The 26,995-nt window shown below is 60.4% G+C and carries 22 protein-coding genes and 4 pseudogenes; 18 read left to right on the top strand and 8 right to left on the bottom strand.

The window, feature by feature from the left end:
* Nucleotides 1-72: 72 nt before the first annotated feature.
* Nucleotides 73-226 (top strand): annotated as a pseudogene (locus DID99_RS37485) (IS5/IS1182 family transposase); the annotation flags it as partial.
* A 51-nt stretch (nucleotides 227-277) separates the two neighbouring features.
* Here DID99_RS37485 and DID99_RS33590 read toward each other — a convergent pair.
* Nucleotides 278-454: pseudogene (locus DID99_RS33590) on the bottom strand (integrase core domain-containing protein); the annotation flags it as partial.
* Between the two features lie 114 nt (nucleotides 455-568).
* Here DID99_RS33590 and DID99_RS33585 point away from each other — a divergent pair.
* Nucleotides 569-1,606, top strand: a complete 1,038-nt coding sequence (locus tag DID99_RS33585; RefSeq protein WP_124668435.1) for an IS481 family transposase — start codon at nucleotides 569-571, stop codon at nucleotides 1,604-1,606.
* 30 nt (nucleotides 1,607-1,636) lie between these two features.
* Here the strand turns inward: DID99_RS33585 and DID99_RS37630 are convergent, their stop codons facing one another.
* From DID99_RS37630 to DID99_RS38085, 4 genes and pseudogenes are all read right to left on the bottom strand, one after another.
* Nucleotides 1,637-1,990 (bottom strand): transposase, encoded by a 354-nt coding sequence (locus DID99_RS37630; protein WP_260444751.1) that lies wholly within the window; start codon nucleotides 1,988-1,990, stop codon nucleotides 1,637-1,639.
* 81 nt (nucleotides 1,991-2,071) lie between these two features.
* On the bottom strand, nucleotides 2,072-2,419 hold the full coding sequence (locus DID99_RS33575; RefSeq protein WP_260444750.1) for a hypothetical protein: 348 nt from the start codon (nucleotides 2,417-2,419) through the stop codon (nucleotides 2,072-2,074).
* A gap of 580 nt (nucleotides 2,420-2,999) precedes the next feature.
* Entirely contained in the window at nucleotides 3,000-3,278 is a 279-nt protein-coding gene (locus DID99_RS33570) for an HU family DNA-binding protein (protein ID WP_124668433.1), read from the bottom strand.
* 975 nt (nucleotides 3,279-4,253) lie between these two features.
* Nucleotides 4,254-4,975, bottom strand: a pseudogene (locus DID99_RS38085) (IS3 family transposase); the annotation flags it as partial.
* A 1,616-nt stretch (nucleotides 4,976-6,591) separates the two neighbouring features.
* Between DID99_RS38085 and DID99_RS33555 the strand changes: the two are divergent.
* Nucleotides 6,592-7,251 (top strand): AAA family ATPase, encoded by a 660-nt coding sequence (locus DID99_RS33555; protein WP_124668430.1) that lies wholly within the window; start codon nucleotides 6,592-6,594, stop codon nucleotides 7,249-7,251.
* On the top strand, nucleotides 7,248-8,276 hold the full coding sequence (locus tag DID99_RS33550; RefSeq protein WP_124668429.1) for a ParB/RepB/Spo0J family partition protein: 1,029 nt from the start codon (nucleotides 7,248-7,250) through the stop codon (nucleotides 8,274-8,276). Before DID99_RS33555 ends, DID99_RS33550 begins: the two co-directional genes overlap by 4 nt.
* 108 nt (nucleotides 8,277-8,384) lie before the next feature.
* Here DID99_RS33550 and DID99_RS33545 read toward each other — a convergent pair whose 3' ends face one another.
* Both DID99_RS33545 and DID99_RS33540 read right to left on the bottom strand, forming a co-directional pair.
* Nucleotides 8,385-9,266, bottom strand: coding sequence for a replication initiation protein (locus DID99_RS33545; RefSeq protein ID WP_124668428.1), 882 nt, complete (start codon nucleotides 9,264-9,266; stop codon nucleotides 8,385-8,387).
* Between the two features lie 1,130 nt (nucleotides 9,267-10,396).
* The gene (locus DID99_RS33540; protein WP_124668427.1) at nucleotides 10,397-10,972 is read right to left on the bottom strand and encodes a hypothetical protein; all 576 of its coding nucleotides are present in this window, start codon (nucleotides 10,970-10,972) and stop codon (nucleotides 10,397-10,399) included.
* A gap of 402 nt (nucleotides 10,973-11,374) precedes the next feature.
* On the opposite strand from DID99_RS33540, the gene DID99_RS33535 reads away from it, so the two are divergent.
* Genes DID99_RS33535 through DID99_RS33470 form a run of 14 tightly spaced genes read left to right on the top strand, consistent with a single transcriptional unit; the run spans nucleotide 11,375 to nucleotide 25,944 of the window.
* Complete coding sequence (locus DID99_RS33535) at nucleotides 11,375-12,091, top strand: type IV secretion system protein (RefSeq protein ID WP_124668426.1); 717 nt, start codon at nucleotides 11,375-11,377, stop codon at nucleotides 12,089-12,091.
* Nucleotides 12,088-12,963 (top strand): TrbG/VirB9 family P-type conjugative transfer protein, encoded by an 876-nt coding sequence (locus tag DID99_RS33530; protein WP_124668425.1) that lies wholly within the window; start codon nucleotides 12,088-12,090, stop codon nucleotides 12,961-12,963. The genes DID99_RS33535 and DID99_RS33530 overlap by 4 nt, the downstream gene beginning before the upstream one ends.
* Before the next feature lie 7 nt (nucleotides 12,964-12,970).
* Nucleotides 12,971-14,239, top strand: a complete 1,269-nt coding sequence (locus tag DID99_RS33525) for a TrbI/VirB10 family protein (RefSeq protein WP_124668424.1) — start codon at nucleotides 12,971-12,973, stop codon at nucleotides 14,237-14,239.
* Nucleotides 14,236-14,952, top strand: coding sequence for a lytic transglycosylase (locus DID99_RS33520; protein ID WP_124668423.1), 717 nt, complete (start codon nucleotides 14,236-14,238; stop codon nucleotides 14,950-14,952). The genes DID99_RS33525 and DID99_RS33520 overlap by 4 nt, the downstream gene beginning before the upstream one ends.
* The gene (locus DID99_RS33515) at nucleotides 14,949-16,214 is read left to right on the top strand and encodes a TrbG/VirB9 family P-type conjugative transfer protein (protein WP_124668422.1); all 1,266 of its coding nucleotides are present in this window, start codon (nucleotides 14,949-14,951) and stop codon (nucleotides 16,212-16,214) included. The genes DID99_RS33520 and DID99_RS33515 overlap by 4 nt, the downstream gene beginning before the upstream one ends.
* A gap of 29 nt (nucleotides 16,215-16,243) precedes the next feature.
* Nucleotides 16,244-16,636, top strand: coding sequence for a lytic transglycosylase domain-containing protein (locus tag DID99_RS33510; RefSeq protein ID WP_124668436.1), 393 nt, complete (start codon nucleotides 16,244-16,246; stop codon nucleotides 16,634-16,636).
* A gap of 2 nt (nucleotides 16,637-16,638) precedes the next feature.
* Nucleotides 16,639-17,187, top strand: a complete 549-nt coding sequence (locus tag DID99_RS33505) for a toxin co-regulated pilus biosynthesis Q family protein (RefSeq protein ID WP_124668421.1) — start codon at nucleotides 16,639-16,641, stop codon at nucleotides 17,185-17,187.
* Between the two features lie 5 nt (nucleotides 17,188-17,192).
* Nucleotides 17,193-18,797, top strand: a complete 1,605-nt coding sequence (locus DID99_RS33500; protein WP_124668420.1) for a type II secretory pathway protein — start codon at nucleotides 17,193-17,195, stop codon at nucleotides 18,795-18,797.
* A gap of 2 nt (nucleotides 18,798-18,799) precedes the next feature.
* Entirely contained in the window at nucleotides 18,800-20,128 is a 1,329-nt protein-coding gene (locus tag DID99_RS33495; RefSeq protein WP_124668419.1) for a hypothetical protein, read from the top strand.
* On the top strand, nucleotides 20,115-20,693 hold the full coding sequence (locus tag DID99_RS33490; RefSeq protein WP_124668418.1) for a hypothetical protein: 579 nt from the start codon (nucleotides 20,115-20,117) through the stop codon (nucleotides 20,691-20,693). The genes DID99_RS33495 and DID99_RS33490 overlap by 14 nt, the downstream gene beginning before the upstream one ends.
* Complete coding sequence (locus tag DID99_RS33485; RefSeq protein WP_124668417.1) at nucleotides 20,690-22,996, top strand: ATPase, T2SS/T4P/T4SS family; 2,307 nt, start codon at nucleotides 20,690-20,692, stop codon at nucleotides 22,994-22,996. The genes DID99_RS33490 and DID99_RS33485 overlap by 4 nt, the downstream gene beginning before the upstream one ends.
* Nucleotides 22,993-24,126, top strand: coding sequence for a type II secretion system protein (locus DID99_RS33480; RefSeq protein WP_124668416.1), 1,134 nt, complete (start codon nucleotides 22,993-22,995; stop codon nucleotides 24,124-24,126). The genes DID99_RS33485 and DID99_RS33480 overlap by 4 nt, the downstream gene beginning before the upstream one ends.
* A gap of 11 nt (nucleotides 24,127-24,137) precedes the next feature.
* Nucleotides 24,138-24,731: a type 4 pilus major pilin gene (locus DID99_RS33475; protein ID WP_124668415.1), complete on the top strand. Its 594-nt coding sequence runs from the start codon at nucleotides 24,138-24,140 to the stop codon at nucleotides 24,729-24,731.
* Nucleotides 24,732-24,741: 10 nt separating this feature from the next.
* On the top strand, nucleotides 24,742-25,944 hold the full coding sequence (locus DID99_RS33470; protein WP_124668414.1) for a hypothetical protein: 1,203 nt from the start codon (nucleotides 24,742-24,744) through the stop codon (nucleotides 25,942-25,944).
* A gap of 753 nt (nucleotides 25,945-26,697) precedes the next feature.
* Here the strand turns inward: DID99_RS33470 and DID99_RS33460 are convergent.
* Nucleotides 26,698-26,910: pseudogene (locus tag DID99_RS33460) on the bottom strand (CAP domain-containing protein); the annotation flags it as partial.
* Nucleotides 26,911-26,995 lie beyond the last annotated feature (85 nt).

Raw genomic sequence — 26,995 nt, 5'->3', positions numbered from 1 at the left:
CGCCATGCTGCGTGACGGCACCATTTACCAACCCAAGTCAGCCCCTAACGCTTGACGAAACACATAGGGGCACCCCCCCCGACGGACCGAGGCAAGCTCGGATCGAAGCGACACATCGTCGTAGATGCATGCGGCACGCGGCATCCCGCTGGCTGTCCCGATCACGGGAGCCAATCGGCACGAGTCGATGGCATTCGAGCCCACGCTTGATTCCATTCCTGCGGTATCGGGCCTGAACAGGCAGCCTGGAGTTGACCCTGTAATCCCGGACACGGCATCACACTAAGGTTGCTGAATCCATCGAGCGCCGGAACTCGCGAGGCGAGCGGTATTTCAGCGCGCTATGGGGATGCTTCTCGTTGTAATGCTCGAACGCGATGGCCAAGTTGCATGCAGCAGTCGCTGCGTCCGGCTTCGGCATGAAGGCGACGTAGTCGCGTTTCATCGTCTTCACGTGCGGTGGACTAGACTAAATCTGACAGTGGTTGGTTTTTCGTGCTGGCGCGCATTGGCGCGGAGGGCGTAGCCCGTAGCGGCAATGCGCGCTGCGAACAGCAAGGAGTCCGCCATGACTCAGGAGCAGAAGGTAATTCGTGCCAAGGTCGGCATACTCGAGTTGGCCCGGCAACTCGGCAACGTCAGCCAGGCCTGTCGCGTGATGGGTTACTCGCGCGACAGCTTCTACCGATTTAAGGAACTGTACGATCGAGGCGGCGAAGCTGCGCTGCAGGAGATTTCCCACCACCGGCCGCTGCTCAAGAACCGCGTGGACCCACAAGTCGAGGCCGCCGTTGTCGAGCTGGCCCTCGAATTGCCAGCCTACGGTCAGGTGCGTATCGCCAACGAAGTCCTCAAACGGCATGCCCTGTCCGTCTCGCCCCAAGGCGTCCGTAGCATCTGGTTGCGCCACGATCTGGAGACCATGCCGAAGCGCCTGAAGGCCTTGGAGGCCAAATCCGCCCAGGAGGGGTTGGTTTTGACCGAGGCGCAACTCGTCGCGCTCGAACGCGCTAAGCACGAGAAGGAAGTGCACGGCGAATTCGAGTCCGAATGTCCGGGCTACTGCGGCGCGCAGGATACGTTCTATGTCGGCAGCCTCAAAGGCGTCGGCCGTGTCTACCAGCAAACTTTCGTCGATACCTACTCGAAGGTTGCGTTCGCGAAGCTCTACGATCGCAAGACGCCCTTGCCGGCGGCGGACCTGCTCAACGATCGCGTTGTCCCGTTCTTCGACGGATTCGGCATTCCACTGCTACGCGTGCTGACAGATCGCGGCACCGAATACTGCGGCAACCCCGAGCATCACGAATACGAGCTGTATCTGGCCTTGGAGGACATCGACCATACCCGAACCAAGGCCAAGTCGCCGCAAACTAACGGGATCGTCGAACGGCTGCACAAGACCATGCTCAACGAGTTCTATCGCATCGTCTTCCGCAAGAAGATCTACGACTCGATCGCCACTCTGCAGGCAGACCTTGATGCGTGGCTCGACCAGTACAACAATGAACGAGAGCATCAGGGGCGCTGGTGTTACGGCAAGACGCCGATGCGCACTTTCCTCGATTCGCTCGATCTCGCCAAGGAGAAACTCATCCCCCATTGATGGATCGTTCTTTGTAGGTCCGACTACCTGTCAGATCGAGTCCCGGCTAATACACTTCACGGGAGGTGTCAGGAATTTCGTGTGCTGAGGCCGGTTGAAGAATCTCAGCACACGTAAGCTTCTTCGCCACTGCGCGACCATATTGGCGTTCAAGCCGTGCGCACGCGCTACCTCGGCAATCGAGCGATTCGGATCGTTCGCTTCGGCAGCAACCGCTTCCCGAAACTCCTTCTGTAGTTCCTCGATCCCGGTTGTCTTCCATGCACCACTGGCTTCATCAATCTGATTCCCATTACATCTGATGGGAATCAGATTGCCCGTGCCGCGCCCTAATGAACAGACGGTACGTGTCGAGCGCTTACGGTTTTGCCACGGCCTCCTCATCAGCGAAACAACGAAGAGGTTAACAGTTAACAGAGCGTGCGGCGGATTAACAGTTCTCACAACTCATTTTGTTAGAGTTTTTTAGCCCGGTTCGAGCGGCGAACCAAAGTCCAGCGAGGCGATATGCTGCACCTGTTCCAACACTTCAACGTAACGGTGGACCGGCACTGCAGCAAGTTGCTCATCATGGATAAGAAGCAACGCTTCGAGCACAGTCCGCTCAGCATCCATCAAGGTCCACCGATCACCATGCGCCGCCCGCGCGATGCACTGAGTAAGCGCGGCATCGGCGCAGCGATACAGTTCAACCTCGCCATCGGCACGCAGGTAGAACGCAAGCGTGAGCATATTGGACAGCGTAGCGATCGACTCAACGTCACCTCGTCCGCCGCATAGAGCTGCAAGCGCGAGATGGTGTTTGAGCGACAAGCGTCGAACCTGATCAGCAGGGAGTGGCAGCAATTGCGCCTTCGTCAGCGGCCGACGGTGCGAGAGAGAGTGTTTTCGCATTACATTACTTTAGCTATGATCCACGCCACAGTTAGAAGTCAACGGGCGAGCCGTCCCGTGGTGTCCCCGACGCCGCACTGTACTGAGTTTGCGTTCGGCGTACGTAAACTCAGGTACCACCGCCGCGTCGCTCCTGTTGGACCCTGGTGTACGCGAAGTGTGTCGCGACCGTGGGTCAGGATTCGGCTTGTGCAAATAGCGTCGACTCAATTCGCTCGACCGGCAAGTCAGGTCAAACAGGCCGCTTTTTACGAGACCTGGCCATCCAAACCGGCCACTTAAGCCCTCCGAAAACCGCAGCCCGCACATCGTCTCTGGTTCACCACGAGCGGCACGTCCCTCGCCAGCATGCTCGTACGGGACGATCTCTCGCCCGCCTTGCCGACCGAGCGCAATTTCAGTGTATCCATCGCGCGGGGCACCGCCGCGCGCGTCGCCGCGACAACGTCGCCATATCGCGGCTGCCTGGGATAAGCGGTCGGACCAGCATCGCACTACGTCACGACCCATTCACCGCGGTCTCGAACGCCTTGCCGGCGGTGAACTTCACAGTTTTCGCCGTTGGGATAGCGATCTCCGCTCCGGTCGTTGGGGTGCGACCGGTACGCGCCGCGCGCTGCCCCAACGAAAACGCCCCGAAACCGACAACCTGCACAGTTTTGCCGCGACTCACCGTGTCCGTGATCGCATCCAAGGCTGCCTGAACCTCTTTGCTCGCGTCACTCTTGCTCACTCCCGCGCCTGCAGCTACCGCGTCGATGAGTTGCTGTTTGTTCATAGACCGTCACGCTCATAAAGTCAAAGTCGCACCCTACCGCAATCCATGGTCGCCAAGCAAACAAGAACTATCAGGTCCGCCCAGTCAAACCTGGCCTCTTCCGCTCCGGCACCGAAGATTCGATGCACGGCCTCGTGGGTTTTGCTCGTAGGCGCAGTATCTACCGATGCTGTTGTCCCTCACGGACATACGCGTCAGTCCGGAAATGGAAGTGTGATCGCCTCTGCTGGATCGCAGGTGCCCACCCAGCAGAGGGATGTCGCGATGTGATCAACACACCGCGGAGTTCGGCAGTCGTGTGAATGGTAAGAATCCGTACCGCGCCGACTTGGGTCTCCCAGCCACGGTACGACCGGCCCACGCCGCCCCTTCAGCCTTGCCTTAGAAGCCTCAATAAAAAACTACATATTACGTATCAAATAATACATCACACTTCAGTAGTAGGGCGTCATGCCAAGGCTATCGGATTTGTTGTGGCCCCACATCTCCAAACCGGGGCTCATCGTGAAACATTGCCGATACCCGTGCCTTAAAGTTCGCGGATCCTTTGCTGGCTATGGCTTCTGCTGGTTTGCGACGAGGTGCCATGATTGTTTCACGCCTCCGCACTTGTCACTGTCGAAACAGCGAACGGCGTCCCGAATCGACGTCGGCCCCGCTCGCTTATCGCTCCTGGACTAAGGGGACCATGAAACATCGATTGCGGGGGAGGCCGACGTAACCCTTGCTACCGTCGTAGCAGTGCGGTCACTAGCCGTTGCCCGGGGAACAAAGGAAAACGCCCTCACCTATTTCTGTATAGCAAGCCCCTAGAACGACCTCATTGCGCGCATATTGGCACCAGCATCGGGCCAGCCGAAGACCCGATGCCAGTACTCCAGAAGCTTCCGCGATTCGTGCCGTAACATTCAGATCTTCGACCCGTATCTTCTTGGGCGGCGACTACTATTGAGCGCACAACTTAGAGGAGGCCTCCCAGTCCACCACCGCCGTCAGGTACACGAAGCCTCGCGCCATCGGAATGTAAGTCGTCTCGAGGGCGGACACCTGGTTGGACCGCGCGATCTTCATGCCGCGCAGCAAGTACGGCCAGATCTTGTGCTGCGCGGTGCGGCGGCTTGTGTTCGGCTTGCAGTACAGCGCCTCCACGCCCATGCGCTTCATCAACGTGCGTACGCGACGGCGGCCGACTTCACGGCCCTCTCGACGCAACAGGCGCGCCAACATTCGTGCCCCGGCAAACGGGAACTCCATGTGCAGTTCGTCGATTCGCCGCATCAACAACAAATCGGTTTCGCTGCCCGGCTGCGGCCGGTAATACGCACTCGACCTCGCGATGCCGACCAGTCGCGTCTGTTGCGAAACCGGCAGCGCATGCGTACGGTCGATCATCGTTTTGCGCTCAGCAATCCCGCCTTGGTGAGCGCACCTTCTAAAAAATCATTCTCCAGTGTCAGCTGGCCGATCTTGGCGTGCAACGCCTTCAGGTCCACCGGCGGCTCGCTCGACGGCATGCCTGCCGCGCCAAACACGTCCGCCGCACGCTCCTGCAATCGCCGCTTCCATTCGGTAATCTGGTTCGGGTGCACATCGAACTGCTGCGCCAGCTCGGCCAGCGTGCGCTCGCCCTTGACCGCTGCCAGCGCCGCTTTCGCTTTGAACGCCGCTGAGTGCGTGCGTCGGGTTCTCTTCGCCATTTCCTCGGTTCCTTTGCCAGCATTATCGCTGGCTCACGCTCCGGCCGATCCACTTATCTGGCTGTCCGATTTTGCGAGGCCTCCTCTCTACATCGGCCGCGTATTCCTAGCAGCACCCGAACGGCTTGTCGAAGTGCACTATTTGGCAGTCGATAGATGGATCGCTGTCAGGAATCCGCTGACCCAAACGCGAGCGAAAACTCCGATCAAACGTGTTTGGCGGAGGCGCCCTGAAACCACATCGATTCGCTTAACACATTACTTCAGCGGTCGCCCCACTTCATGCAAACGTCCTAGGTCACTCTTATGGAGCTACTCCCTTTGACGCTCGTGATGGGGCGGCCTAGCATCGCGCCCCTAACCCCGGGAATGCTCAATATGATCTACGCCGAATTTCTCTGCGTGAGGCGTCGGACCATCAGGCCTAGCAGGCGACTCGTGTTGGCAAGCTCAACACGGAACGTAAGGCCCCTCAGTTCGGAGACGCTCGACTGGCGCATCGACACAGCTATTTGCGTACCAAACAAGCACTTGAAGCATGCGGGCGCGGAGCATTCTCTACGCGCCAGACGGCCTAAACGAGCTGCGCCAGTGCGTTCGAACCCTGATTTCTAGGGATACGTCGGAGAAACTGGCGTGAACGATCCCGGCCCTTGCGGCTCAGTCGTCGCGTTTAAACATCTGTCTTCATCATGCCAAGGGATTCATTTCGAATCGATCCGGCCCGACCAATCTCCCACATAAAGCAGGACTTTGCGTTGCGACGTGTCAAATGTCCCAGATAGTCTGGGAGTCATCCTTCCTATCGCATTGGAAGTCCCAGATTATCCCGGAGTCGGCGCAGAAGCTGGTTCTGCAGGCTCTGTACTGTCGCGGTAACGCCGCCCACCGGGCGCAAGCGTCATATTCAGTATATAAGGCAGGGATTCAGCGATCGGGAGACGACATGTCGAGTCTCCATTGTTATGACAGAAGATCGATAGCGCGCAAGCATACGCACCGCATAGGTGCAGTTTCAGCGTAGAAACTAGGACGTCCGGCCAAGCAGTTGTCTTCCTGGAGGAAATGCACTCGGAATGCCCGCATCGGCCAGGTATTCACGTCAGTTTCTACGTAGAAACTGACGGCACCCGTAGCGCAGCCTTTGTTGCATCGACAGCTTTCTAAGACATCGCAATTTCGATCCACCGCGACGACTCAGATACCTAGTCATTCCAGACCGTGCGATGAAATTGCAACGTAGAAACTCCTTCCTTGGGTTAATGCAATTGGCGGAATCTGCAACCAAGCCCCAAATGCCTCAATACCCCATGTACGAAATTGAATTCGCCGGCTACGCCGTCGTTCGAAGAAGGCCACCGTCAATGTTTCGTATCGGGCGACAGATTGCATCGGCTCGGTTGCGGGAGGCCAGTTTCTACGTAGAAACTGGCCTCCCTGTCGAATGAAAGCATGACGCGCACTCGATGATTCGTGCCGACGCATAGAAATCTCAACAAAATTCTATTTTTTTCTTGATGTTTGCGCCCGCCCATTCTAAGATTCTGCGGAGTCACCCAATGCAGTTTCTACGTAGAAACTGGGCGGGCCGAGCATTGTTTCGATCAGGAGAAAGCATGCCAGCGAAAATCATCGCGGTCTTCAATCAGAAAGGGGGGTCCGGCAAAACAACAACATCCACCAATATCGCAGGTGCGTTTGGTATGCGCGGCTATCGGACAATGCTCGTCGATCTAGACGAGCAGGGTACTGCGACGCTTTCAGTTGGGGCTGCCCCGGACGATAGGCCGTATCCCGCTGCGATTTCGAATCTCGCGCTTAGTCCGCGGCCCGATCGAGAAATCGCAAAGTATGTTAATGATTATGATTTTATTGTCATTGATTGTCCGCCCGCCATTAAATCAGCGGCTCCCTCAGTAGCCTTACTAATTTCCGATCTGGGACTTATTCCGATTGCAGCATCAGGGGGTAACCTCTGGGCCGTTCAAGAGGCTAAGAAGTTGGGGATTGAAGCTCAAATACGAAACCCAGATCTCAAACTTCGGTCGTTCGCGAACATGAACCAAAACGTGACGATCGTGAAGCAGATCTTTGAAGCGGCAGCCGGAGACGACGAACTTCCGATGTTGAAGACAAAATTGGGTTTTCGCACCGCGTACAAGGAAGCTGAGGTATCGGGGGCAACGGTCCTTCAACTTCGATCTGCGAAGGCCGCTCATAAAGAGCTAAATGATCTTGTCGACGAGATTCTCGAAGTCCTCGAGGTGCAAGCATGACGAGGAAAGATTTTTCTGCAGCACTCAACGCCGGCGTGAAGCGGGACCAGACGATGCGCGAGACAGTGACACCTTCCAGATTCGACCGAGTTGATGAAGCCCTCAGCGGCCGAAGCAGCCTCTTGGATCAGCCGAAGGAAATGCTCAAGCCACCGCTGTCCGCTGCGGAAACGTATGTGGCCGACCTAGAGCAGTCAGGGAGAGTCCAAGCACGGTATGTAACGATGCCGATTAGCCATATCGATGACAACCCGCTCAATAGTCGTACGATCTATAAGGAGGAGTTGGTCGCCGCCCGCGCAGCCTCTATGGCACGAGATGGCCAGCTCGTCCCCGTGCTCGCTGGACGACATCCCGAGCATCCTGATCGCGCAATTCTGATCGATGGACAGTTCCGGAAACTCGGTGCGCTCCGAAATCGTGCCGAAACGCTAGATGTCAAGCTGCTCGAAGGCTTAGACCCCATCGATTTCTATCGTCTCGCTCGAGCGGCAAACAATGAGCGTGAACAAGAAACCGTCCTAGACGTTGCGCTGGGTTACAAGAAACTTCTCGATCAAGGCCACGCCAGGACCAACGATGAACTTGCTGTCTTGGTGGAAGAGAATAAATCCAAAGTCAGTAAGATCCTGGCGCTCCTGGAGCTTCCACAGTCCGTTCTTGATGTAATCGCTTCGCATCCCAAACAATTCGGCCTGTCGACAAGCTACGAACTCACCCTGTACTTGAAGGCTGCGGATGAGAAACGCACATTGGCATTTGCTGAGCGAATTCGTGACGAGGAGCTTCCATTTCAGAAAGTGAAAAGTATTCGCGAGAGCCTTGAGAACGGACGGGCGCCACGAAAGTCCCTTTCGCGACAATACAAGGTGTCGACCGACGAGGGGACCGAAATTGGTGCGATCAAGGAGTGGGGCGACGGGAAAGTCCGCGTCGACCTCGTCTTTGGATCCGCGGAAAAAGCCGAGGCTTACGTCGCCGCCTTCAAGAAGCTGCTAGCAGAAGACGGGCACCAACTGAAATAGATCTTCCTACGCGGCGGACCGCCCGCCGAAGATATTGCGCTTGGGCGGAATCGACTACACGATGGTGCGGCAATGCCGCATCGGCAATTCGCAGCAAACCCCTTTGATTCAGCCTCCCGCAGCCTCCGTGACTGTTGCTTCCGAAAAGGACAAATCGCCGTCCAACGCCAACCGGCTCTGCGGGTTCTGGATGAACTGAAAATCCAGTGAATTTACAGCGCGACCGAGCTTTACTGGTGTCCACGAGATAACGAGATCTGCCTTGGCGTTGAGTTCATTCACCGCAGTTTCGATTACCCGCCGCTTGATGTCGGCAAAGCGGTATGTCGGAGGAATTTCAAGCACGTGCCGGAAGTCTTCCAACGTGATCAGGAGTCGCCCACGGTCTCTCTCTCGCATCAGCAACTCCAAGAGGCGCCACGAATAAAGCGATTGCAAGCCTCGCGCGAACTCGAGTTGGTACGAGACAAAGCGCCGTTGCAACATGAAGATATGAGGCGTCAGATCCGGGGAAAACGAAACCTCTGCCCACCCTTCACGTTCGTGATAGACGGCCTTCCACACCCAATTCAGGACGACTTTCTTTGGGCCGTCCATGTACGTTAGCTGTCTCTTCTGAAGGCTCGCACAGCCTTCCTTGAGCCCCTCGTAGGCTGCCGTCGCTTGCTTCTCGCCAGACCTTGGCGCAAGCGCCGCGAGGGCAGCGAACTCGTCTGCCCGGACACGAACGCTCACATAGCCATTACCCTTTCCATGCAAATATGGTGACTTCTTGCTATCGATGCACCGGAGCGCGGCCATCATCACCCGCTTCTCATTGAGCGTCAGCCCTTGTTGGGCGTTAACGAGGGCACGACTCATGGCAACTGTGCCTCGTACTCGGCCTTCACCGTCCAGGGGCGGCTCGTCCGACGGCTCAATCTGGAGAGGCTCGATCTCAACAATCTCAACCTGAGCCGGCTCGAGCTGACTTTTTGCCTTTTTGTTCACAAAGGTGACCTTCTGCGGGAGGTGTCACAATTATAAAGTGACATCGTCAAGGTGCAAGTCACCGTTGTGGATAACGGTCGAAATTTGTCACTGCGAGCCCGCTCTGTGTCCACTTAGGGTCGGATTACGTCACGTTGAGGTCGGTATACGTCACAGTTGTTTGACTGTGACCTCCTGCAAACCCATGCCCAGTAAGCCTCCGCGGACGACGCCAAAGCGTTTACAAAAGGTTTTACAAACGGTTCTATAAACTGTCTTACAAAGAGACCGGTTAGAAAGTTGTTCCTACGCAACAAAACCACCCTAAACTCCCTTGGACAGCCTGCGCAATCCCTGAAAAGTGACTTTTTCCGACCTCAACCACTCTGAAGTGGGTCTCAAACGTCCAAGGAGGCCAAAGAAGCAAGACAACCTTCCGGAAAGGTGACGCTTTCCGACCTCAGTGACTGAAAGCTACTAAGTACTCACTCACCTTTTTCTGGAAGTCTGTCTGGCGATGTGAACGCGGCCGCTGGTGGGTCGGAAAAAGTCACCTTTCTGGTTAGCTCGCGCTCGGACCCGCCTGAGAACTATTACCCAAGGCCCGGGAAGCCTCTACGATGGGTCGGAATACGTCATCGATCGGGTAGCTCACCGGGTCGAGAAATGTCACCTTTCGAGCGACCTCACTCGCGAAAGGCCAACATCGCCGAAAGAGCGAGATGCGCTGGGTCGGAATACGTCACCCAAAATCACCTTCCATGGGTCGGAAAACGTCACTATCTAGCCGTCAGTGCAGGTCGGAAAATGTCATCTTTCTCGAAGGCGCATCGGGTCGGGAAACGTCACCTTTTGGGAGAATTCTGGGTCGGAATTTGTCACATTCGTTGGCGCACGCTTGGGTCTGAATCTGTCACCTTTCCCTGACTTCCGATGGGTCGGAAAGTGTCATAGATGTTGCTCGGCCGCCGGGTCGGAATACGTCACCGTTAGCGACGATGGATATTGGCTATATCTCGCGATACCCGCGGGTGTCCCGGGTCGGATAATGTCACTTAAAGCGCAAAGACGGCCAAGGGGTCGGAATTTGTCACCCATCAGGGAATACACCCGCGAGCGCTCCGATGGCGCACCTCCGTTTTCTGCGAAACTCAATCGGACCGGACGAGCAATGACGGAAAGAGCGTGTTCATCAGATCTTGCAACAACGAAAGATGAGGTATCACGCGTTGAATGTTGGGGGAGTCGATCCGGATGTATCGGCCCGTTGCTCCCGGTGATAGCCTCAGTGCGAAATCGTCTTTGGCTTGAGCTACCCCCGTACACAGAATCGATTTCACATTCACAGGAGCAGCCCCTGGGGGTACCGTCAATGCCCTTCGGGCCACAACCTCGCTGCCAATTTTCCTGATCAACCTCGTAGCAAACTCCGCAGCACGAAATGAGACGTGATCCGGGCCGCCAAACGACTCGATCACCTCTGGGGGAAGCAGCGATGCTTGGATCGATCTTGTGACGATGGCTTTCGACACGCTGAGCGCTGCCGCCAGTTGTGCTTGGGTGGGCCAAAGCTTGCGATCAAGCAGCTCACGATAGAACCGGCCCAAGACCACCGGAGGCGCACCGACGCGGCGAAGTTCGAGGTGTTGTTCATTAACCGCCAAGCGCTCTCGAGAGATGTCCACTTTCTTGCAGGACGGACTCTTGCACAAATTGGAATCGATCATAGAGGTAGGCAGTGGTTGGTCACTTATTGTTGTCATTTTTGAAAAATTCCCTGCAACCGGTTGAGGGGGACGGCGGGCTGCATCGAACAACCAGTGCATAAAGAACTACGCAAAAACAATGCTTTGCAAGCGTTGGTCACTCGCGTGACAGTCATTGAATGCGTGCAACGTGTGCAACGACTGATGCCCCGATTCTATCGTCGTAGATGGAAATGCAAGACCGGAAAGCTCGGCAATTTTGCGTAGCTTTCGCCTCTATCCCCCTCAACCGGTTGAGCGCTCGCGATCGCCAGGTACGCTCGAGTTTCCGTCGCGAAAAGGTCCCTGAAATCACCGCTCTTTTCCCACGAGCCGTTGTCGCCTCGGCTGTTCCAATTGATCAGTCCCAATTGGAACTCCGTGATGCGACTCCCCAGACTCTTTCCCCGTAGCAAGAAGCAGGTCGCCCTGTCGCCGGCGCCCGGCCACTACTCGAACGAGGATCCCGAAAAGATCATCTTCGACCAGGGGACGCGTCTGCGGATCGAAGCCAATCACTGGAAGACATTCTGTTTCGTCCTCGCGATCATCGCAGGTGGCGCGGTGTACACCCGGCAACCGCCGCCGTCGGTTGTGCGGGCCTATGGTGTCTCGTCGGATGCCGGCGGCAATCCGTTGGTCAAGCAACTGGCCGCGTACAACCCGGACGACCAGGCGAAGCGGACGGCGATCAAACAGGACGTCGAGCACTGGTTCACGATCGAGCCGGTCCTCACCGACGATATCCGCACCTCACGCCTCGCCAAGAACATCAACGCTGTGAAAGCCAAGATGGTCGGCAACGCGAAGAACCAATTTGCGGCGTGGATCAGCGACGACAAACCGTTCGATCAGATCACGACCAATCCGAAGCTGGTCCGCGAGCCGAAGGTCACCAACGTCTCGCTGCTGGAGGATTCGACTGTCGTCGTCGAATTTACGACCTCGACCCGGCAATCGCCGCCGGACAAGCCCGTCGATGTCCGCTTCGCGCTGACGATGCGCTACCAAATCATTCCTCCGACCGCGGAAGACGTACTCGGCACGAATCCGTACGGCCTCTATTACCCGTTCTTCACTCTGCAGAAAACCGGCGCATGAAACGACCACGTTCCCTCCTGACCTGGGGCACGCTCGCGTTGATCGCAGCGTCGGCCAATGCGTTCGCCGCCAAGAATGCCGCGAGTCCTGTGTCGCCGATTCCCAGGTTCGATGTCGGCAGCATCATCGGCGACGCGATGAGCCCGGTGAATCCGTACAACTCCGGCGCCGATCCCATCACGATGCCCGGTGACGCGCGCATGGCTGTCTTTCCGCACAGCCGCGACCAGATCTACCGCGTGATGACGGCACCACTCAAGCTCACGACGATCGAGCTGGAGCGCGGTGAGAGCCTGATCAGCGAGCCGGCGATGGGCGACTCGGTCCAGTGGGTCATCGATACGGACGGCGCAAACCACGTGTACGTTAAGCCGACGAAGCCCGGCCTCGTCAACACGCTGCACCTGAGCACGAACAAGCGCGAGTACGAGCTGACGCTCGTCTCGTCGCCTCTCGGCGGCCTGTTCTATCAGAACGTCCGCTTCAACTATCCGAATTCGCTGATGGCGAAAGTACGCACGCGCGGGAATGTCGCCGGCGACGATCGCGATGCCGACCACGCTGGTCAATCGGATTCCGGCCCGATCGGCGTGCCGCCGGACAAGCTGAACTTCGAATACACCGTTTCCGGCACGAGTTCGCTCAAACCGGAGACGGTCTTCGACGATGGCACGTTCATCTGGATCCGGATGCCGCCGCGTACGCCGTTTGCCGTCCCGACCATCAAGGACGGCGGCGACATCGTCAGCCCGAACTTCATCCGCCGTGGGCCGTACATCGTCATCCAGCGACTGGCGGACGAAGTGACGCTCACGCGACCGGGCGAGGAGGTCACGATCACTCGCGGCCGTCGCGGTCTGTTCGGCTTCTGAGGTCGTTATGGCAAAGCAGATCGATCCGAGCAGCCCGGAAGAGAAAGTCTTGTTCAAGGGCAAGTTGCCGCGCAACGTCATGATTGCGATCGGCGCGATTGCTGCCCTTGGAATCGGCTCGCTGGGCTTCTACACGCAGACAGTTGAAGCAAACAAGGCGGAGACAGAAGCGCTGAAGGCCAAGCGTGAACGTGCGGCCGAAGCGGTCGACAAAAGCAACGCTGACAAAGCCGACGTTGATAAGATCATCGAGCAGCAACAGGCCGAAGCCCGTCGGCGCGCTGCGGAAGCTGCAGCCGCCGCCAGCGCCACTGCGGCCGCGAATGCGAAGAAGCCGACCCTGTCGGCAGACGCGGTCCTGCCGAGTGCAAGCACCGGCGAGCTCAAGGCGGCGAACGACCAGGACACGATCTACGTCTCGCCGATCTTCCGCCCGGGCGTCAAGGTCACGGACGCGCAGCCGCAGCAACTACCGAACGGCATGATCTCGCCGCAACAGATGCTGCTTCAGCAGGCGGCCGCTCAAGACGCTGCCATGAAAGAGGCGACGGCGCAGGCTGCACTCGCATCACGCGGTGGATCGGCGGCAGGACCGATGACGACGCAACAACGCGACAACGCGTTCATGCACGACGTCGCGCAGCCGAGCGACGGCGACAAGGATTTTGCGCGGACCGGCTTTGTCGGCCAATCGCACGGCTGCGCGCTGTCGCCGCCGGCGAAGATTCCGGTTCTCTCGAACGAAGCGCTCAATTCAGATCGCCCGGGTACCGCGTCGCTGATCGTAGAAAGCGATGTGTACGCGAACAACGGTGATGGGCGTTGCCTCGCGATTCCGTGGGGCACAACGATCGTCGCGCCCTACAGCTCGGACATTCAGCCGGGGCAGGAGTCGATTCTCGTCGCCGGCGCGGAGATGCGCCTGCCGAACGGCAAGCACGTCCCGCTGTACGGCGCACAAGGTGCTGACGGCGATGGCACGGCCGGCTTCAGTGGCGACGTGAACAACCACTTCTTCAAGATTTACTCGACTTCGTTCATGACGGCGATTCTGGTTCGCGCCTTCAGCAATAGCGATCAGAGCACGACGACGGGCCCGCTTGGCGTCACTCAAGTAGGCGGCACGGCTGGTCAGATCGCGGCGCAAACGGCGCAGTCGGTACTCGACCGTTACAAGAACATTCCGCCGACTATCACGTCGAAGCCGGGCAAACGGCACTTCATGATGAAGATCAATCGCGAGATGGTACTCGAGCCGTACCGGGAGCCGCGATGATCAAGCGCATGGCTTTCGCGGCTGTAGCGGCATTGGCGAGCGCATACGCGCATTCGGCAGTAATCGCGCAGGTGATCAGCCTGGTGAGCGTCGTCATTCAGGATGGCGCGGTGCGCCGCGTCGCGATGCTGCCGGGCAAGCCGGTCTATTACTGCGGCCTCGACGCGTTCGTCGAATGGGCGTCGCCGCTGATCGGCCAGCCCGTGCGCAGCTCGAGCGAAGCGAGCGTCACGGTCTCGATCGATGGGCGCGACGTCGCCCTGGACGACCTGTTTATCGACCGCGGTTGGCTCCAGCCGCTCGTACTGGATGACGGCGCGCAGGCGGCGCTCGCCGAGCGGCGAGGTGGATGGGCGTGTTCTCGCGCGGTCGTGCCGTTCGAACTGCTGCACACCAACGTTGATTCGAAGATTCTTGCCGGCATCGCGTTGAACGAATCGAACTACCGCGGCCGCGCTTGGCCGTGGACGCTGAACGTTGCGGGTCAGGGCTTCTTCTTCAAGTCGCGCGAGGAAGCCTACAAGGCGATCGAGACGCTGCTCGCGCCCGCCACCAATGTCGCGGTCGCCGAGGCGATCCACACCGAGAACTTCGCGCGAACCGACTCGGTCGCGAAAGCCATCGCTTACTACCACAGCGCGAATCCCAATCCCGGTCGCACGTACCTCACGCGGTTCGTTCGACACCTTTCACTGATCGAGGCAGGCCTGTGAAGCACACGACCAAGTTACTCGCGTGCGCTGCGTCGGCGATCGTGTGCGCAGCTGCATCGGCGGCAAACACGGATCCGTTCGACTTCGACTACGACATTCTGGGCGGTATCGCCGAGCGGCCGGCGCTGATCTTCAACGACGGGGCGAAGACCTATATCCAGCCGCGCGCGGGCCAGGTCATCGTCGCCGAAGGTGGCCATACCGAAGGCCCGTACGTCGTCGTCGAAGGCACGCCGGCGTCGATCACGTACAAGGTCGGCGCCCATTCGGCCACGGCCCGATGGAAGAAGACGAACACGTTCATCGGCGGCACCGGCGCACTGGCTGCGATGAAGGACGATCAACCGGCCGGATTCGATGGCTTCACGAACCGTTTGGTGCTGATCGGCACGCGCTCCGCACTCGCGCCGGTTCGCGCGCTTCATGCGTCGATGCCGGTCGGCAACGTCGTCAAGTCGCTCGTTCCGCAAGGGTGGACGGGTTCGGCGCAGAAGGACGTCGACCTGATGACTTCGGAGCTGTTCGCGACGCGCGACGGCGAGAACTGGATGCAAGCGCTCGATCGCTTGATGACGCAATCCGGGCTGTACGCGGACGTCGATTTCGGCGGGCGGCATGTGCGGCTGCATCGCGATCCGCCGAAATCTGCTGCGTTGAACTACGCGTCGTCTGGCGGTGATGCCGATGAGGCCGGCCTGAATCGCGTCGTCGCGCGTGTCACAGCCGAACCGCCGCCAGTGTCGCGGCTCGCCGAGCGCTTTGGCGCGCAGGCGATCCGTGATGGCGACGACACGCATATGCAGATCCGCTTCACGGCGAAACCGGCGAAGACCGTCACGTTCAAGACGCCGGACGGGAAAGCGTTGCGCACTAGCTGGGACGAGGTCAAGAGCGTGATGACGATCGACCGCGCGGAACGTTTCATCGTGGCCGACGCGACAAACCGCGTCGAGGTAACGCGCGACGCGAAGACGGTCTACGACTTCGACCAGCCGAATCCGGCAAAGCTCGAAGCCGTGTTCGATCGAGAGGGCCGGACGTACTTCAAGTTCGCGGAATCGGTCGTGCGGGTCGGCGTGACGGATGCGCGGAACCTGGGCATCGGCGAGCAGAAGGGCCGCTACTTCATGTTCGAGGGCACGTCCGACCTGTTCACCGTGACAGCAGACGGCAACACGATCCACGTCAAGCGCCGCAAGGAAGTCACGTATCGCGAAACGCCTGACGCAACGCTACAGGCGAGCGGGGGGCCGACGTCGTGAAGCACATCGTATCGATCGTCGCCGCCGTGATGGCGGTCACCGCGTTGCCGAGCCGGGCGGATTGCCTTGATGACGCGGCGGTATTTCACCGCGTCAATCCGCGGCTGCTGCGCGTCATTGCGCAACACGAGTCGGGCATGCGGCCCAATGCCGTGAACCGGAACACGAACGGCAGCGAAGACATCGGGCTCATGCAGATCAACACGTCGTGGCTCCCGACTCTGTCGCGCTACGGCATCCGTCGCGAGCACCTCTTCAACGGTTGCGTGAGCGCGTATGTCGGGGCGTGGATCCTCGCGTCGAACGTGCGTCGCTTCGGTCCGAACTGGAAGGCAGTGGGGGCCTACAACGCGGTCACGCCGTCCAAGCAGCTCGTCTACGCCAGCGCGATCTATCGCCGCTTTATGCAACAGGGTCGGTAACCATGCAGAAGACACATTCGAATCAGGCGCGAGCACGCGCGATCGTAGCGGTAGCGCTGGCCACCCTGAGTGCCGCGGCGACTGCGGCACCCCAAGCGGCGACGAGCTCGATTGATGCGGACGGCTGGCAGGTACTTGCGTCGGCGCCGAAAGCGGCACCGGCGGCGGCCGACAGCACGAAGCGGGAGCAGTCGCTGCAGCCGCCGGCGAGCACCAGCGCGCCCGCGCCGTCGACCGACGTCGCGGCTGTCGAGTTGCCGGGAGCGGGTGCACCAGCTGCGAGCGGCACGCTGACCTTCTCGGTGACGCCGGCGGACGTCAATCTTCGCGACGCCCTCGACCGTTGGCTGCAGCAGCAGGGCTGGCAACTGGCGTGGAAGATCGACGACGACCTGCCGCTCGAATTCAACGCGTCCTTCACCGGCGACTTCACGTCCGTCCTGCAGCAGGTGATGAAGGCGACGAATCATATGCGTACGCCAACGCGCGCTTGCCGCCACTCGAACAACGTCATCCGCGTGATCGCACGCGCGGGCAACTGCCAGGACTGAGAACCATGCGCGTTCAACTTTTGAAATCCACGGTCGCGATCGCAGCCGCCCTGATGGCCGCCGGTTGCACCGTGACGCAGCAGGACGTCAACGACAGCTACGACGCGGCACACCGCACGATCTCCGACGCGCTTGGCAAGGGTCCGGCGCCGATGGCGCTCGTCGAGGATGTGCCGACCGCGTTCCTGGGGGACCGGCTGGTGCCGCTTGCCTACGAGGCGACGCTGCCTGCCGTGTTCCGCGACAAGACGGTCACGCTGCCCGCGAACCTCGGCATCAAGCAGATCGCCACGCTGATCTCGACCGCGACGGGCTATCCGGTTCACCTGAGCCCGGACGTTTTCGTGCCGCGCGACTCGCTGGTGCCGGGGCAAACGGAGTCGAAGGGGCAGCACAACGCCGCGCGAACCGAAGAGCCGATCTACCGGCAGGCGTTCACGGGCCGGTCCGGTACGTACATGAAGAACATGACCACCGACCTGGGCCTCGACTGGTCGTTCGACGGCAGCACGATCAACGTGAGTCGCTTCGTCACGCGCATGTATCAGATCGCCGCGATCCCGGGCAAGGTGTCGATCAAGTCGACGATGAGCAAGGGCATGGACACGTCGACCGGCAATGAGTCGGGTAGTGGCGGCGGGGGCAGCTCGGGCGGCAACACGGGTTCGTTCTCGGCGCAGACATCGACGGGGCGCGAAGGCGACTTCGATCAGATCGCGGCGATCACGGCAGAAATCGAGAAGCTGAAGTCGCCCATGGGCCGGGTGAGCGTGAACCCGCAGAGCCGACTCGTGATGGTTTACGACACCAAGGAAGCGGCGGACAACATCGGGAAGCTGCTGAAGCACGAAAACGCGATCTCGACGCGTCAGGTGGCCATCACGGTCCGCACGATCCAGATCGCGCTGAACCGGGGCAGCCAGGCGGGCATGAACGCGGACGTTGTCTTCAATGCGATGCATGCCGGCCTCGCGCGCTACGCGATCAGCTTTACCTCGCCGACGTCGCTTGCGACTGGCGGTGGCTCGGTCGGTGTCTCGGTGCTGCGCCCAGATGCGCCGTTTTCCGGCACGAACGCAGTCGTCAACGCACTGAACCAGTACGGCCGCACGGTGCAGGACAACACGATGACCAAGATGACGCTCAACGGCCTGCCGGTGTCTGTCGCGTCGTTCAAGAGCGACGACTACCTGCGCTCAACCACGCCGTCGTCCGGTTCCCTGACCGCGACGTCCGGCGGTGTGCCGGGCCTGACGCCGGGCACCATCACGACGGGCGAATTCGTGAACGTCCTGCCTGCGGTCAACGATCACAACCAGATCGTCCTCGCGTACTGGGCGGACAGCTCGAAACTCAACGGCCCGTTCACGAGCGCGGGCGCCGGGTCTGGTCAGACCCAGCAGCAGATCCAGCTCGCGCACACGATCGGCACGAAGGACGACCAGACGATCGCACTGTCGGATGGGCAGACCATCGTGCTGTATGGCGCGATCACGGATCAGGCCGACAGCACGACGAATACCGGCATCGCCGGCATCACGGGTAGCTGGAATAAGGCGAAGACGTTCCAGATCATCATGCTGAAGGCGACGGTCGTCCCGTCGATGTGACCATGATGCACATCACGGAACCCCTGCCGATCGACAAGCGCGCACGCCTTGTGTTCGGCATCGATTGGCGGGCCTACCCGGTAAAGGGTGGGAAGGCCGAGCGTCGGCGCTATGTTGATGCCTTCGGCGCGACGCATTACGTCGAGTTCAAGGTTGGCACCGAACTGATCGGTGGCTTTGCGATGCCGGATGCACCGGAAGTGAAAGGCGCCCGGCTGTACTCGGGCGCGGCGCGCGTCGCTCTTCACGAGCGGGTCAAAAGCCGAGCCGCCGCGCTGGTCCTGCTGCAGGACGGTCCGCGCATCTACCTGGTGTTCGTGGTGCGCGGCGCGGTGCGCAACGATGAAGTGCTGTCCCCCGAGGCGGCGCAATCGCGGCGTCTTGAGATCGAGCAGGAATGCCTGAGGGGTAATCTGAAGCTCGACACGCTCGGTACGGGCGATCGGATCGGCGACGTTGATGAGCCGTTCCAGGCGAGCGAGCTGCTCGCGAACGGCAAGGTCGGTCGCATCGCGAAGCTCCCGATGTCCGTGCCGACCATGGTTCCGGTCATCGCGATCGTGGTCAGCGCGTTGTTCGGCGTTCCGAAGCTGATGGATGTGCTGTCCCCTCCGCCGCCGCCTCCTCGTCCTCCAACATTCGCTGAACAGTATGCGACAGCCGTTCAAGAGGCGTTCGCGCGCGTGCAGCCGCGAGCATCCGACCTTGCGCCTGCGTTGCTCGCGGCCGTCGGCGGAAAGGAAACGGTCATCAAGGGGTGGCTGTTCCAGGAGGCGAACTGTCCGTCGTCGGGTTTCTGCACGATGAAGTTCCGCCGGAACGGGGGGACCTTCGCTGGATTCGCGCAGGCAGCGACCGCGGACATGCGTCCGGTGACTTTCGCTCGTGACGGTCTGTCGCTCGAGTGGCGAGGTCCGGCTGTTCCTAAGGTTGCGTCCCTGAAGGAAGGTGAGTCGAAGAGTTGGCCCACTTCGCCGGCGTTCATCGACATGCTCCAGACGCCACCGCAACGCATGTCGGCCAAGGTCCTGGAGCTTCGAGCCTACGGCTACGTCGTCACGCTCGATGAACCGCAGGCACTCATTGCGGCGCCTGGCGCCGTTGAAGGGGGGCGCGTCGGGCCGTTACTCAAACAGGGTGGCTGGACGATCGAAGGCTTTCGCTGGCAATCACCGCTGCTCGCCAAGCTGCCCCCGAACATGACGATCGAATCGCTGAAGGTCGACCTGCGTCTCAATGAAGGTGCATCTGCGACCCCCAACAGGGAAACGGGCGAATCGTCGTATGGCGTTCACTTCACCGCGAAGGGTAAATACTATGTTTTCGATTAAGCACGCACTCGTCGCGGCGGGCGTTTGTATTGCCGCGTCCGCTCATGCCGGACCTGTCGGCGCCAGCCTGTCGATCGACGACATCGATCAACTGGCGCGCGCGAATCTCGCCCGCCAACTGGGTGGGGGTGGGCCCGGCGTTGGCATGTTGCCGCCCGGTGCCATGTCGCAGCCGCAGCCTGGCATCGTCGCGAGCGGCGTGACAGCTGACGCGCAGCCGAAGCCGGTAGAAAAACCAGCCCGCCAGCCGCGCGCGCATGCCGAGGCGGTCTCGTTCCTTGGCGCGTTTAACGACGAGACCGGTGCCCATGTCCTGTACTCGTTCCGCGATGCGATCTACCCGGCGCGCGTCGGTGCAACCTTGCTCAACGGCTGGAGCGTTAAGAGCGTCGACGGCTACGCGGTGACGGTGGCCGAAGGCAAGCGGTCGTGGAAAGAGCCGATCCGCAGCGCTGCGCCGATCCAGTCGCCAGCGACAAATGCCGTTCGTTCGTTAGTGGATCTGGGGGCGCCGCTGCCTACCGGTGCCCCGTTGCCGGGCGTACCGCTGGGAGGTACGCAATGAGCCTCTTTGCGGAGATGGAATCGCGGGAGCCGGAGAAGCGCGGCTTGCTCGGCCGGCTCAAGGCATTCAAAGCGGGCTTTACCGATAACTCGTCGAGTGCGATGCTGATCGTCGGACGAGAGCCGGTGGACGGTGGCGAATCAGCCTTTGACGGCGATGACCCGCGCGAGCCGCGTTTCAAGACGACGAGCAAGCCGGCGAACCCGCGCCAGGCGAATCAGGGTCAGCCGATGACGATGGGCATGATGCTGCGTCGCGCGCAGGATGAAATCGAAGACGTGCCGATGTTCGAGGAGGACTCTGCGTCGCCTCGTGCTGTCGCCGTTGATGTCCCGCCGGCTCGCGATGTTGGGAGTGCGAAACCCGATAACGTGCGCACGACCGGCAAATCCGATGTCCCGCCTTCGACGGTCGAGGTGAGGGTTGATACGGTGGCTTCGTCGGAACCCGAGGCGGCCCCAGCGGCTGCGCGAGTGGATGTCCCGGAGCATGGGTCAGCACGTGCGCCCGAGCCGTCCGAGTCGCTGGACGCGGACGCAGTGAAGGAGCGCGAAGCCGCATCGTCCCGCCCGGCCGGATACGACGAACCGCCGACGGTGCGCCGAATCGGCACGGACGTGACCGAGGCGCCAGAGGTTTCGATCGAGACGGGTCGGCCACGTTTGGTGCATGCAGACGCGCTGACGTTCAAGCGGGTGTTGTGCCAGCGCGATGAAAACGCAGCGCTGGCAGTCACCGAATCGGCACGCCGCGAATTCATTGCGGTCGAGCTGCAGGCTGGGATCTCGATCGTGGTGTCGACGCAGCGCTTCCACGAAAGCCAGTTGTACGCGACCTATCTGAAGGACCTCGCGCGCGCGGACATTTCCGTGCACGAAGAGATGGTCGCTGAAGAGGACGTGATTGCAGCACTCTACAAATCGGAAAAGCAGCGGGCGACGTCGAGCGTACCGGAGTCGTCGCGGGCGATCGGGGCATTCCGGGATGTGATCGAGGCCGCAACGGCGTACGGCGCGGGAGACGTTCACTACGAGTACCGGGAATACGCCGAAGACGTCGAGTTGCGTTTGCGCGTCGACGGAGAAATGTATTCGTACCGGAAGATGCCGAAGGCGCTGGTGCGCCGGGCACTCTCGGCGACCTATCAGGACCTCGTTCAGCGCAATACGAACTCCGGCGAGACGTTTCAGCCGTCGGCACCGCAGTCCGCGATGATTCCGCTCGTCGCGCATATGAGCCTCGTCAATATCCGTTGGCAGAGCGCGCCGCTTGTCGGCGGGTTCGATGTCGCGCTGCGCTTGCTGGACGGCAACTTCAAACACGTGAAGGTGCTGCTTCCGCACGAGATGGGCCTGGAGGCGAGCCAACTGGAGATCCTTGAGAGTCTCGGCAAGGTGACCGGCGGCGCCACGTTCCTGACCGGGGAAACCGGCTCGGCGAAAACGACGTTGCTGCGCGCGATGTCGTATCTCGTGCCGAATCGCGACCGCATCAAACAGTTCGCGGTCAACGAACCGTCCGAGGTGCCCGCGCCGTGGCTGTCCGACATTTCGATCCAGCGCCGGCCGAACGAGACCGAAGAGGACGCCAACCGAAAGATCGTCGAGGTGGTTCGCACGCTGATGCGAATGGACCCTGACGACCTCACGATCGGCGAGGTGCGCGATTCCGTCCTTGCCGGCTTGGTCGCCGAGCTCGCGTTGACTGGCCACCCGGTTCGCACGACGCTCCACGGAAACAGCATCCTCGGCGCGGTGATGCGACTGGTCGGTGGCCGGCTCAAGTTGCCGATGGATGAAGTGGCGTCCGGCAGTTTCCTGAATGCGGTCGGCAATCAGAAGTTGATCCCGGTTCTTTGCCCGCACTGCAAGCGGCCGGCGCGCGACGTGCTTTCGCCGGAGCAGATCGCGACGCTGGAGCGCAAGTTCGGCCTCGACACGTCCAGCATGGCGTGCCGGGACGAGGACGGGTGCGAGCATTGCCGCCGCCCGGGTCTGTTCACCCGCACCGGCAAAGTAGCGGCCGGCATCAAGGGGCAGACGCTCGCGATGGAGCTGTACAGACCTTCGCCTGAGTTCCTCGAGCGTGTTTTCGTACGGGATTGGCGGGGCGCCGAGCAGGTGTGGCGCAGCAGCCGGAAGAGCGATTTCGCGGACGCCGACATGACGGGCAAGACCGTCTACGAGCACGCGCTGTACAAGGCGTCGCGCGGTCTCATCGATCCGCGGTTCATCGACGAATCGATGTGCTCATTCAACGCGTACCGCGTGATGCCTGACGCAGGCGGAGTGGTGCCATCGTGATCAAGTCGCTCATCTATTCGATCTTCATGATGCTTCCGGCGAAGGAGCGACTGCGCCTCGCAACGCTTCGATTCCGAGCGATGCGCGAAATGTTCTTCCGCGAGACTCGTCTCGACATCGCCAAGAAGGGGCTGCGCAACAGCGAGACATTGCTCGAACGGCTGACGACGCTCGAGGTGCGCCATCGCTCGCGAAAGAACCTCTCGTGGCCGGTGTTCCAGAAGGTCGCCCAACGTATGCGCGCCGGTGACGATTTTGCGACTGCGATCAAGCCGTCCATCCCGAACGACGAGTTCGTGTTGCTCGAACTTGCGGGACAGTCTCCCCGCGACGATGCGGCGATTCGAGGTCTGGAGCTGGCTGAGCTGGCGGCGCATGCGAAGCGCGTGCTGTCGACGACGACGTTCCTGCAGATGGCGTATCCGGCCTTCCTGCTGATCTATCTCTATTCGTTTTGTGTGCTGTTCGGCGCGCACATTCTGCCGGCGACGCTAGACGTGAAGCCGCTGGAGAAGTGGTCGGCATTCGGCCAGTTCATCTACGCGTTCGATACGTTTTGTGCTGACTACTGGTTGCTGACGTCCTCGGTCGTCGTGGGGTTGGTGGTCGGGTATTTCCAGACGCTAAAACATTGGACGGGTGAGTTTCGCAACCGCATCGATGCAATGCCGCTGATGTGGCGCAATCGCCGGGATCTACGTGCGGCATTGCTGATCGTGTCGTTGGCAGGCCTGTTCGACTCGGGCCTCACCTTGCGCGCCGCGCTGGACAAACTTTCCAAGTCGGCAGACCCGTGGATGCGTTGGCATCTGCGCCGGATGAGCGCGCGGCTGACTGCGAACCCCGACCGACCGATGCTCGCGCTCGACACCGGGATCTTCTCAGAAACCACCATCGACATTCTGACTGACGCCGCCGGGCGGGATCAGTTTGTCGAGGCGGTGAAGGATCTTGGGCAGACCTCGCTCGAGCGCGTCGTCGAGGCGGTACGACGGAACGCAAAGATCACGCACTACGTGCTGCTCGCTGGGGCGGTGCTGGCGTTCCTTGTCTTCGGCCTGGGTTCGTATCTCGCAACGGGTGCTGTCGCTTTCGATAGCGCTCCGACCTCTATCAACCAGAATTTCTAGGAGCCAACGTCATGAACGAAATCAACAAACTGCAACCGCGCAAGCGTCCTTACATCGGAAAGAGCCGTCGCAAGCAGAAAGGGGAGCTGTCGCTGGTCGAGGCCGCCGGCGTGATGGCGGGCGGCGCACTGATCGCGCTTCTCGTCTACATGGGCTGGGGATACGTGATGGACCGCATTCATGCGATGCAGTTCAAGAGCGAGGCGCAGTACTTCCGGAGTGGCATTCAGGACGCGACCGCGAGCGAGATTGACTTCTCGGGCGTGACGATGCTGTCGCTCACGCAGGGGCGCGCATTCGATACGGCGGGTCGACGCCTGAACAAGACTTCGGGCGCGTTGACGGGACTCTTCGGCGGCGGTGTCGCAGCGGCGCCTGCCACGGTGACGGTAACGAATGACGCCGTCGCGGTGACGTATCCGGTGCCGGCGACAGTCTGTGCGCTTTCGGCGGACGCGGTCTCAACGGCATACACGATGGTCAAGGTGAACAACACGACGATTTCGAGCCCGACGACCGCCTATACCTCGAACGCTGCGGCCACGGCGTGCGCATCAGCTGGCGCGACCGCCAGCATTGTGATGTACGCGACGAAGAGCAACTAAGGACCGACCGATGCTCAGCATTATTGAAGTCGTGGTCGTGCTGGTCGCTGCAGGGCTAATGACGTTGCAAGCCATCCAGCGCGACGTCGAGACGCGCCGGCATGACGTGCTGAGCGTCGAAGGGAAGAATCAGGCGGCAATCAACGCCGCGTTGTCGAACTGGGTGACGGACAAGTACGGCACGTTGGTGGCGCAGATGGTCGGCGGAAAGACCACGACCATCACACCACCGACGTTTGCCGAGCTGCGCGCTGGTCAATATCTGAAGGCGGACTATGCGGCCGGGCCGTTCTGGGGTGGGTCTTACATGATCCAGATGAGCGTTGGTCCGGACGACTGCGCGACCGGCACGACGTCGTGCAAGGTGAGCTACGTCTTCTATTCGTCGCAGCCCGTGACGAGGCGGGGAAGCCCGGACGTTGCCGGCGCCGGGGTCGTCGCGCAGGCAGCTGGTGTTGGATTCGGGTTCTCGACGAATCAGAATCCGGCGGCGATCAAAGGGCTGAATGGCAGATGGACTGCGACGAATCCTGTCCCCGGCGCACCGGCGGGCATCGTGATGGCGACGAACGGACCGTCATCGGATGGGAACGCGGTGTTCATCCGGCGCGACGGCTCGCTGAAATGGACGGGCAGCCAGGATGTCAACGGCGTCGATCTGCACAGCGTGGGCAACATCGACGCGACCGGAACGATTGCGGCGCCGACGTTGGCCGCTTCGAATGTCGCGGTCAGCAACGCGGTGCGAAGCCCCGAGACGCTGGCCGTGCAGAACGCGGATGGTTCTGCACCGGCACCGATCTCGACAGGCGACAGCACCGTGAACGGCCAGCTGCAGGTGACGCAGACGATCACACCGGGCGCGGTTGCAACGCCGCGCGCGTGGTGTCCGACCAATGGCGCGATGGCACAAAACAGCGACGGTCGTGGGCAGGTGCTGTCGTGTCAGGACCACGCCTGGTTGCCGATTGGTGGGCCAGCGCTCCGGCACGGGTACTTCATGGTACAGAACGGCTGGGGAGTTCCGGCGCCAAATTGCGCTACCGGAGGGACGCCGCAAATCGTCTTCAGTCCGGTGAGCTTCTACGTGAATCCGACGGCGACTGTGAACGTTTCAGCTTCGGGCAGCGGACCGTGGGCAGTGTTCATTACTGACGGCAACGGTAACGGGGTCAGCGGTACCGCCGTCGTCGAAACCTATTGTTCGTATTGAGGGAGAGGTAAGTGAAAAGCTGGATGAAGTGGGCATTGGCAGCGCTGATGTCCGTTGCTGCGAGCAGCGCGTTTGCGGACGGATCGTGCCAGCCGGGGTTCGGTCTTCGGTCGTATCCATTCTACGACAAGGCCGGCGCGTATATCGGGATGCGGCAGGCTTGCGCGCCGATCCCGTGCACACCGGGCTATCAGGATTCGACGTGCGCGGCTCCGTTGCGTAATGGCGCGATCCCGCAGCCACAGTGCCAAACCAGCGCTGGCTGGACAACCGTATCGGCGTCCGTTTGGCAAGGGTCGAGATGGTCTGAACCGCAGTGCAATTACGCCGCCCCTCCCCCGGGTTGTCCGAGTGGTTGGGGTACGGCGAGTCCCGCGACGTGGACCGGTACAAACTGGACCGCGCCAGTTTGCACGGCGCCCGCGCAAGATCCTTCTACGCGTGATTGGGCGAGTATCTGCAACGCGGCGGTCCGGACATATTCGGGCGGCAGGTTCAAGGTCACGTTTCAGGCGGGAGATTTCAGACAATACCAGTTTGGGACTGGCGTGGTGACAATGGTGGGCGGCCACTGGGGTAGCGGGCCATACTACGTAAATGGTGACTACCAAGGGACGGATTACGAATTTTTTTGCGCCGTCCGAATAGACAACGGGACGATCTACCAATTCTACGCAACCCCGATTTCCGGATATCAAGGCGGATAAAAAAGCGCCCATTTTGGGCGCTTTTATACTCTGTCGGCTTGAATAATCAGCCGACGACGTTACCAGTCGTAAAGCTAAAGTTCCGTGAGAACGCGGTGCCGTTCGCCGTCCCGTTGATCGTCACGCTATACGCAGTGTTCGGCTGCAACGGCGAAGTCGGATAGGCAACGGCCTGATACTTACCGAGCAGCTTGTTCGGATCAGTGTCGGAATTGAGTACCTGGACAGCGACGGCGCCCGACGGCCCGGTAATCGATGAAGATTGCATGTTGATTTCCACCGAATCTTGACCCACCGTTTTCATCTAAATCTGACCCACCCCGAGACAGCGTAGTACATCTATT

This window comes from Burkholderia sp. Bp8986 (assembly GCF_003854225.1).
In the GTDB taxonomy this organism is placed as follows: Bacteria; Pseudomonadota; Gammaproteobacteria; order Burkholderiales; family Burkholderiaceae; genus Burkholderia.
The sequence above is the reverse complement of the archived record's forward strand: the minus strand, read 5'-3'. Positions and strand labels throughout refer to the sequence as shown.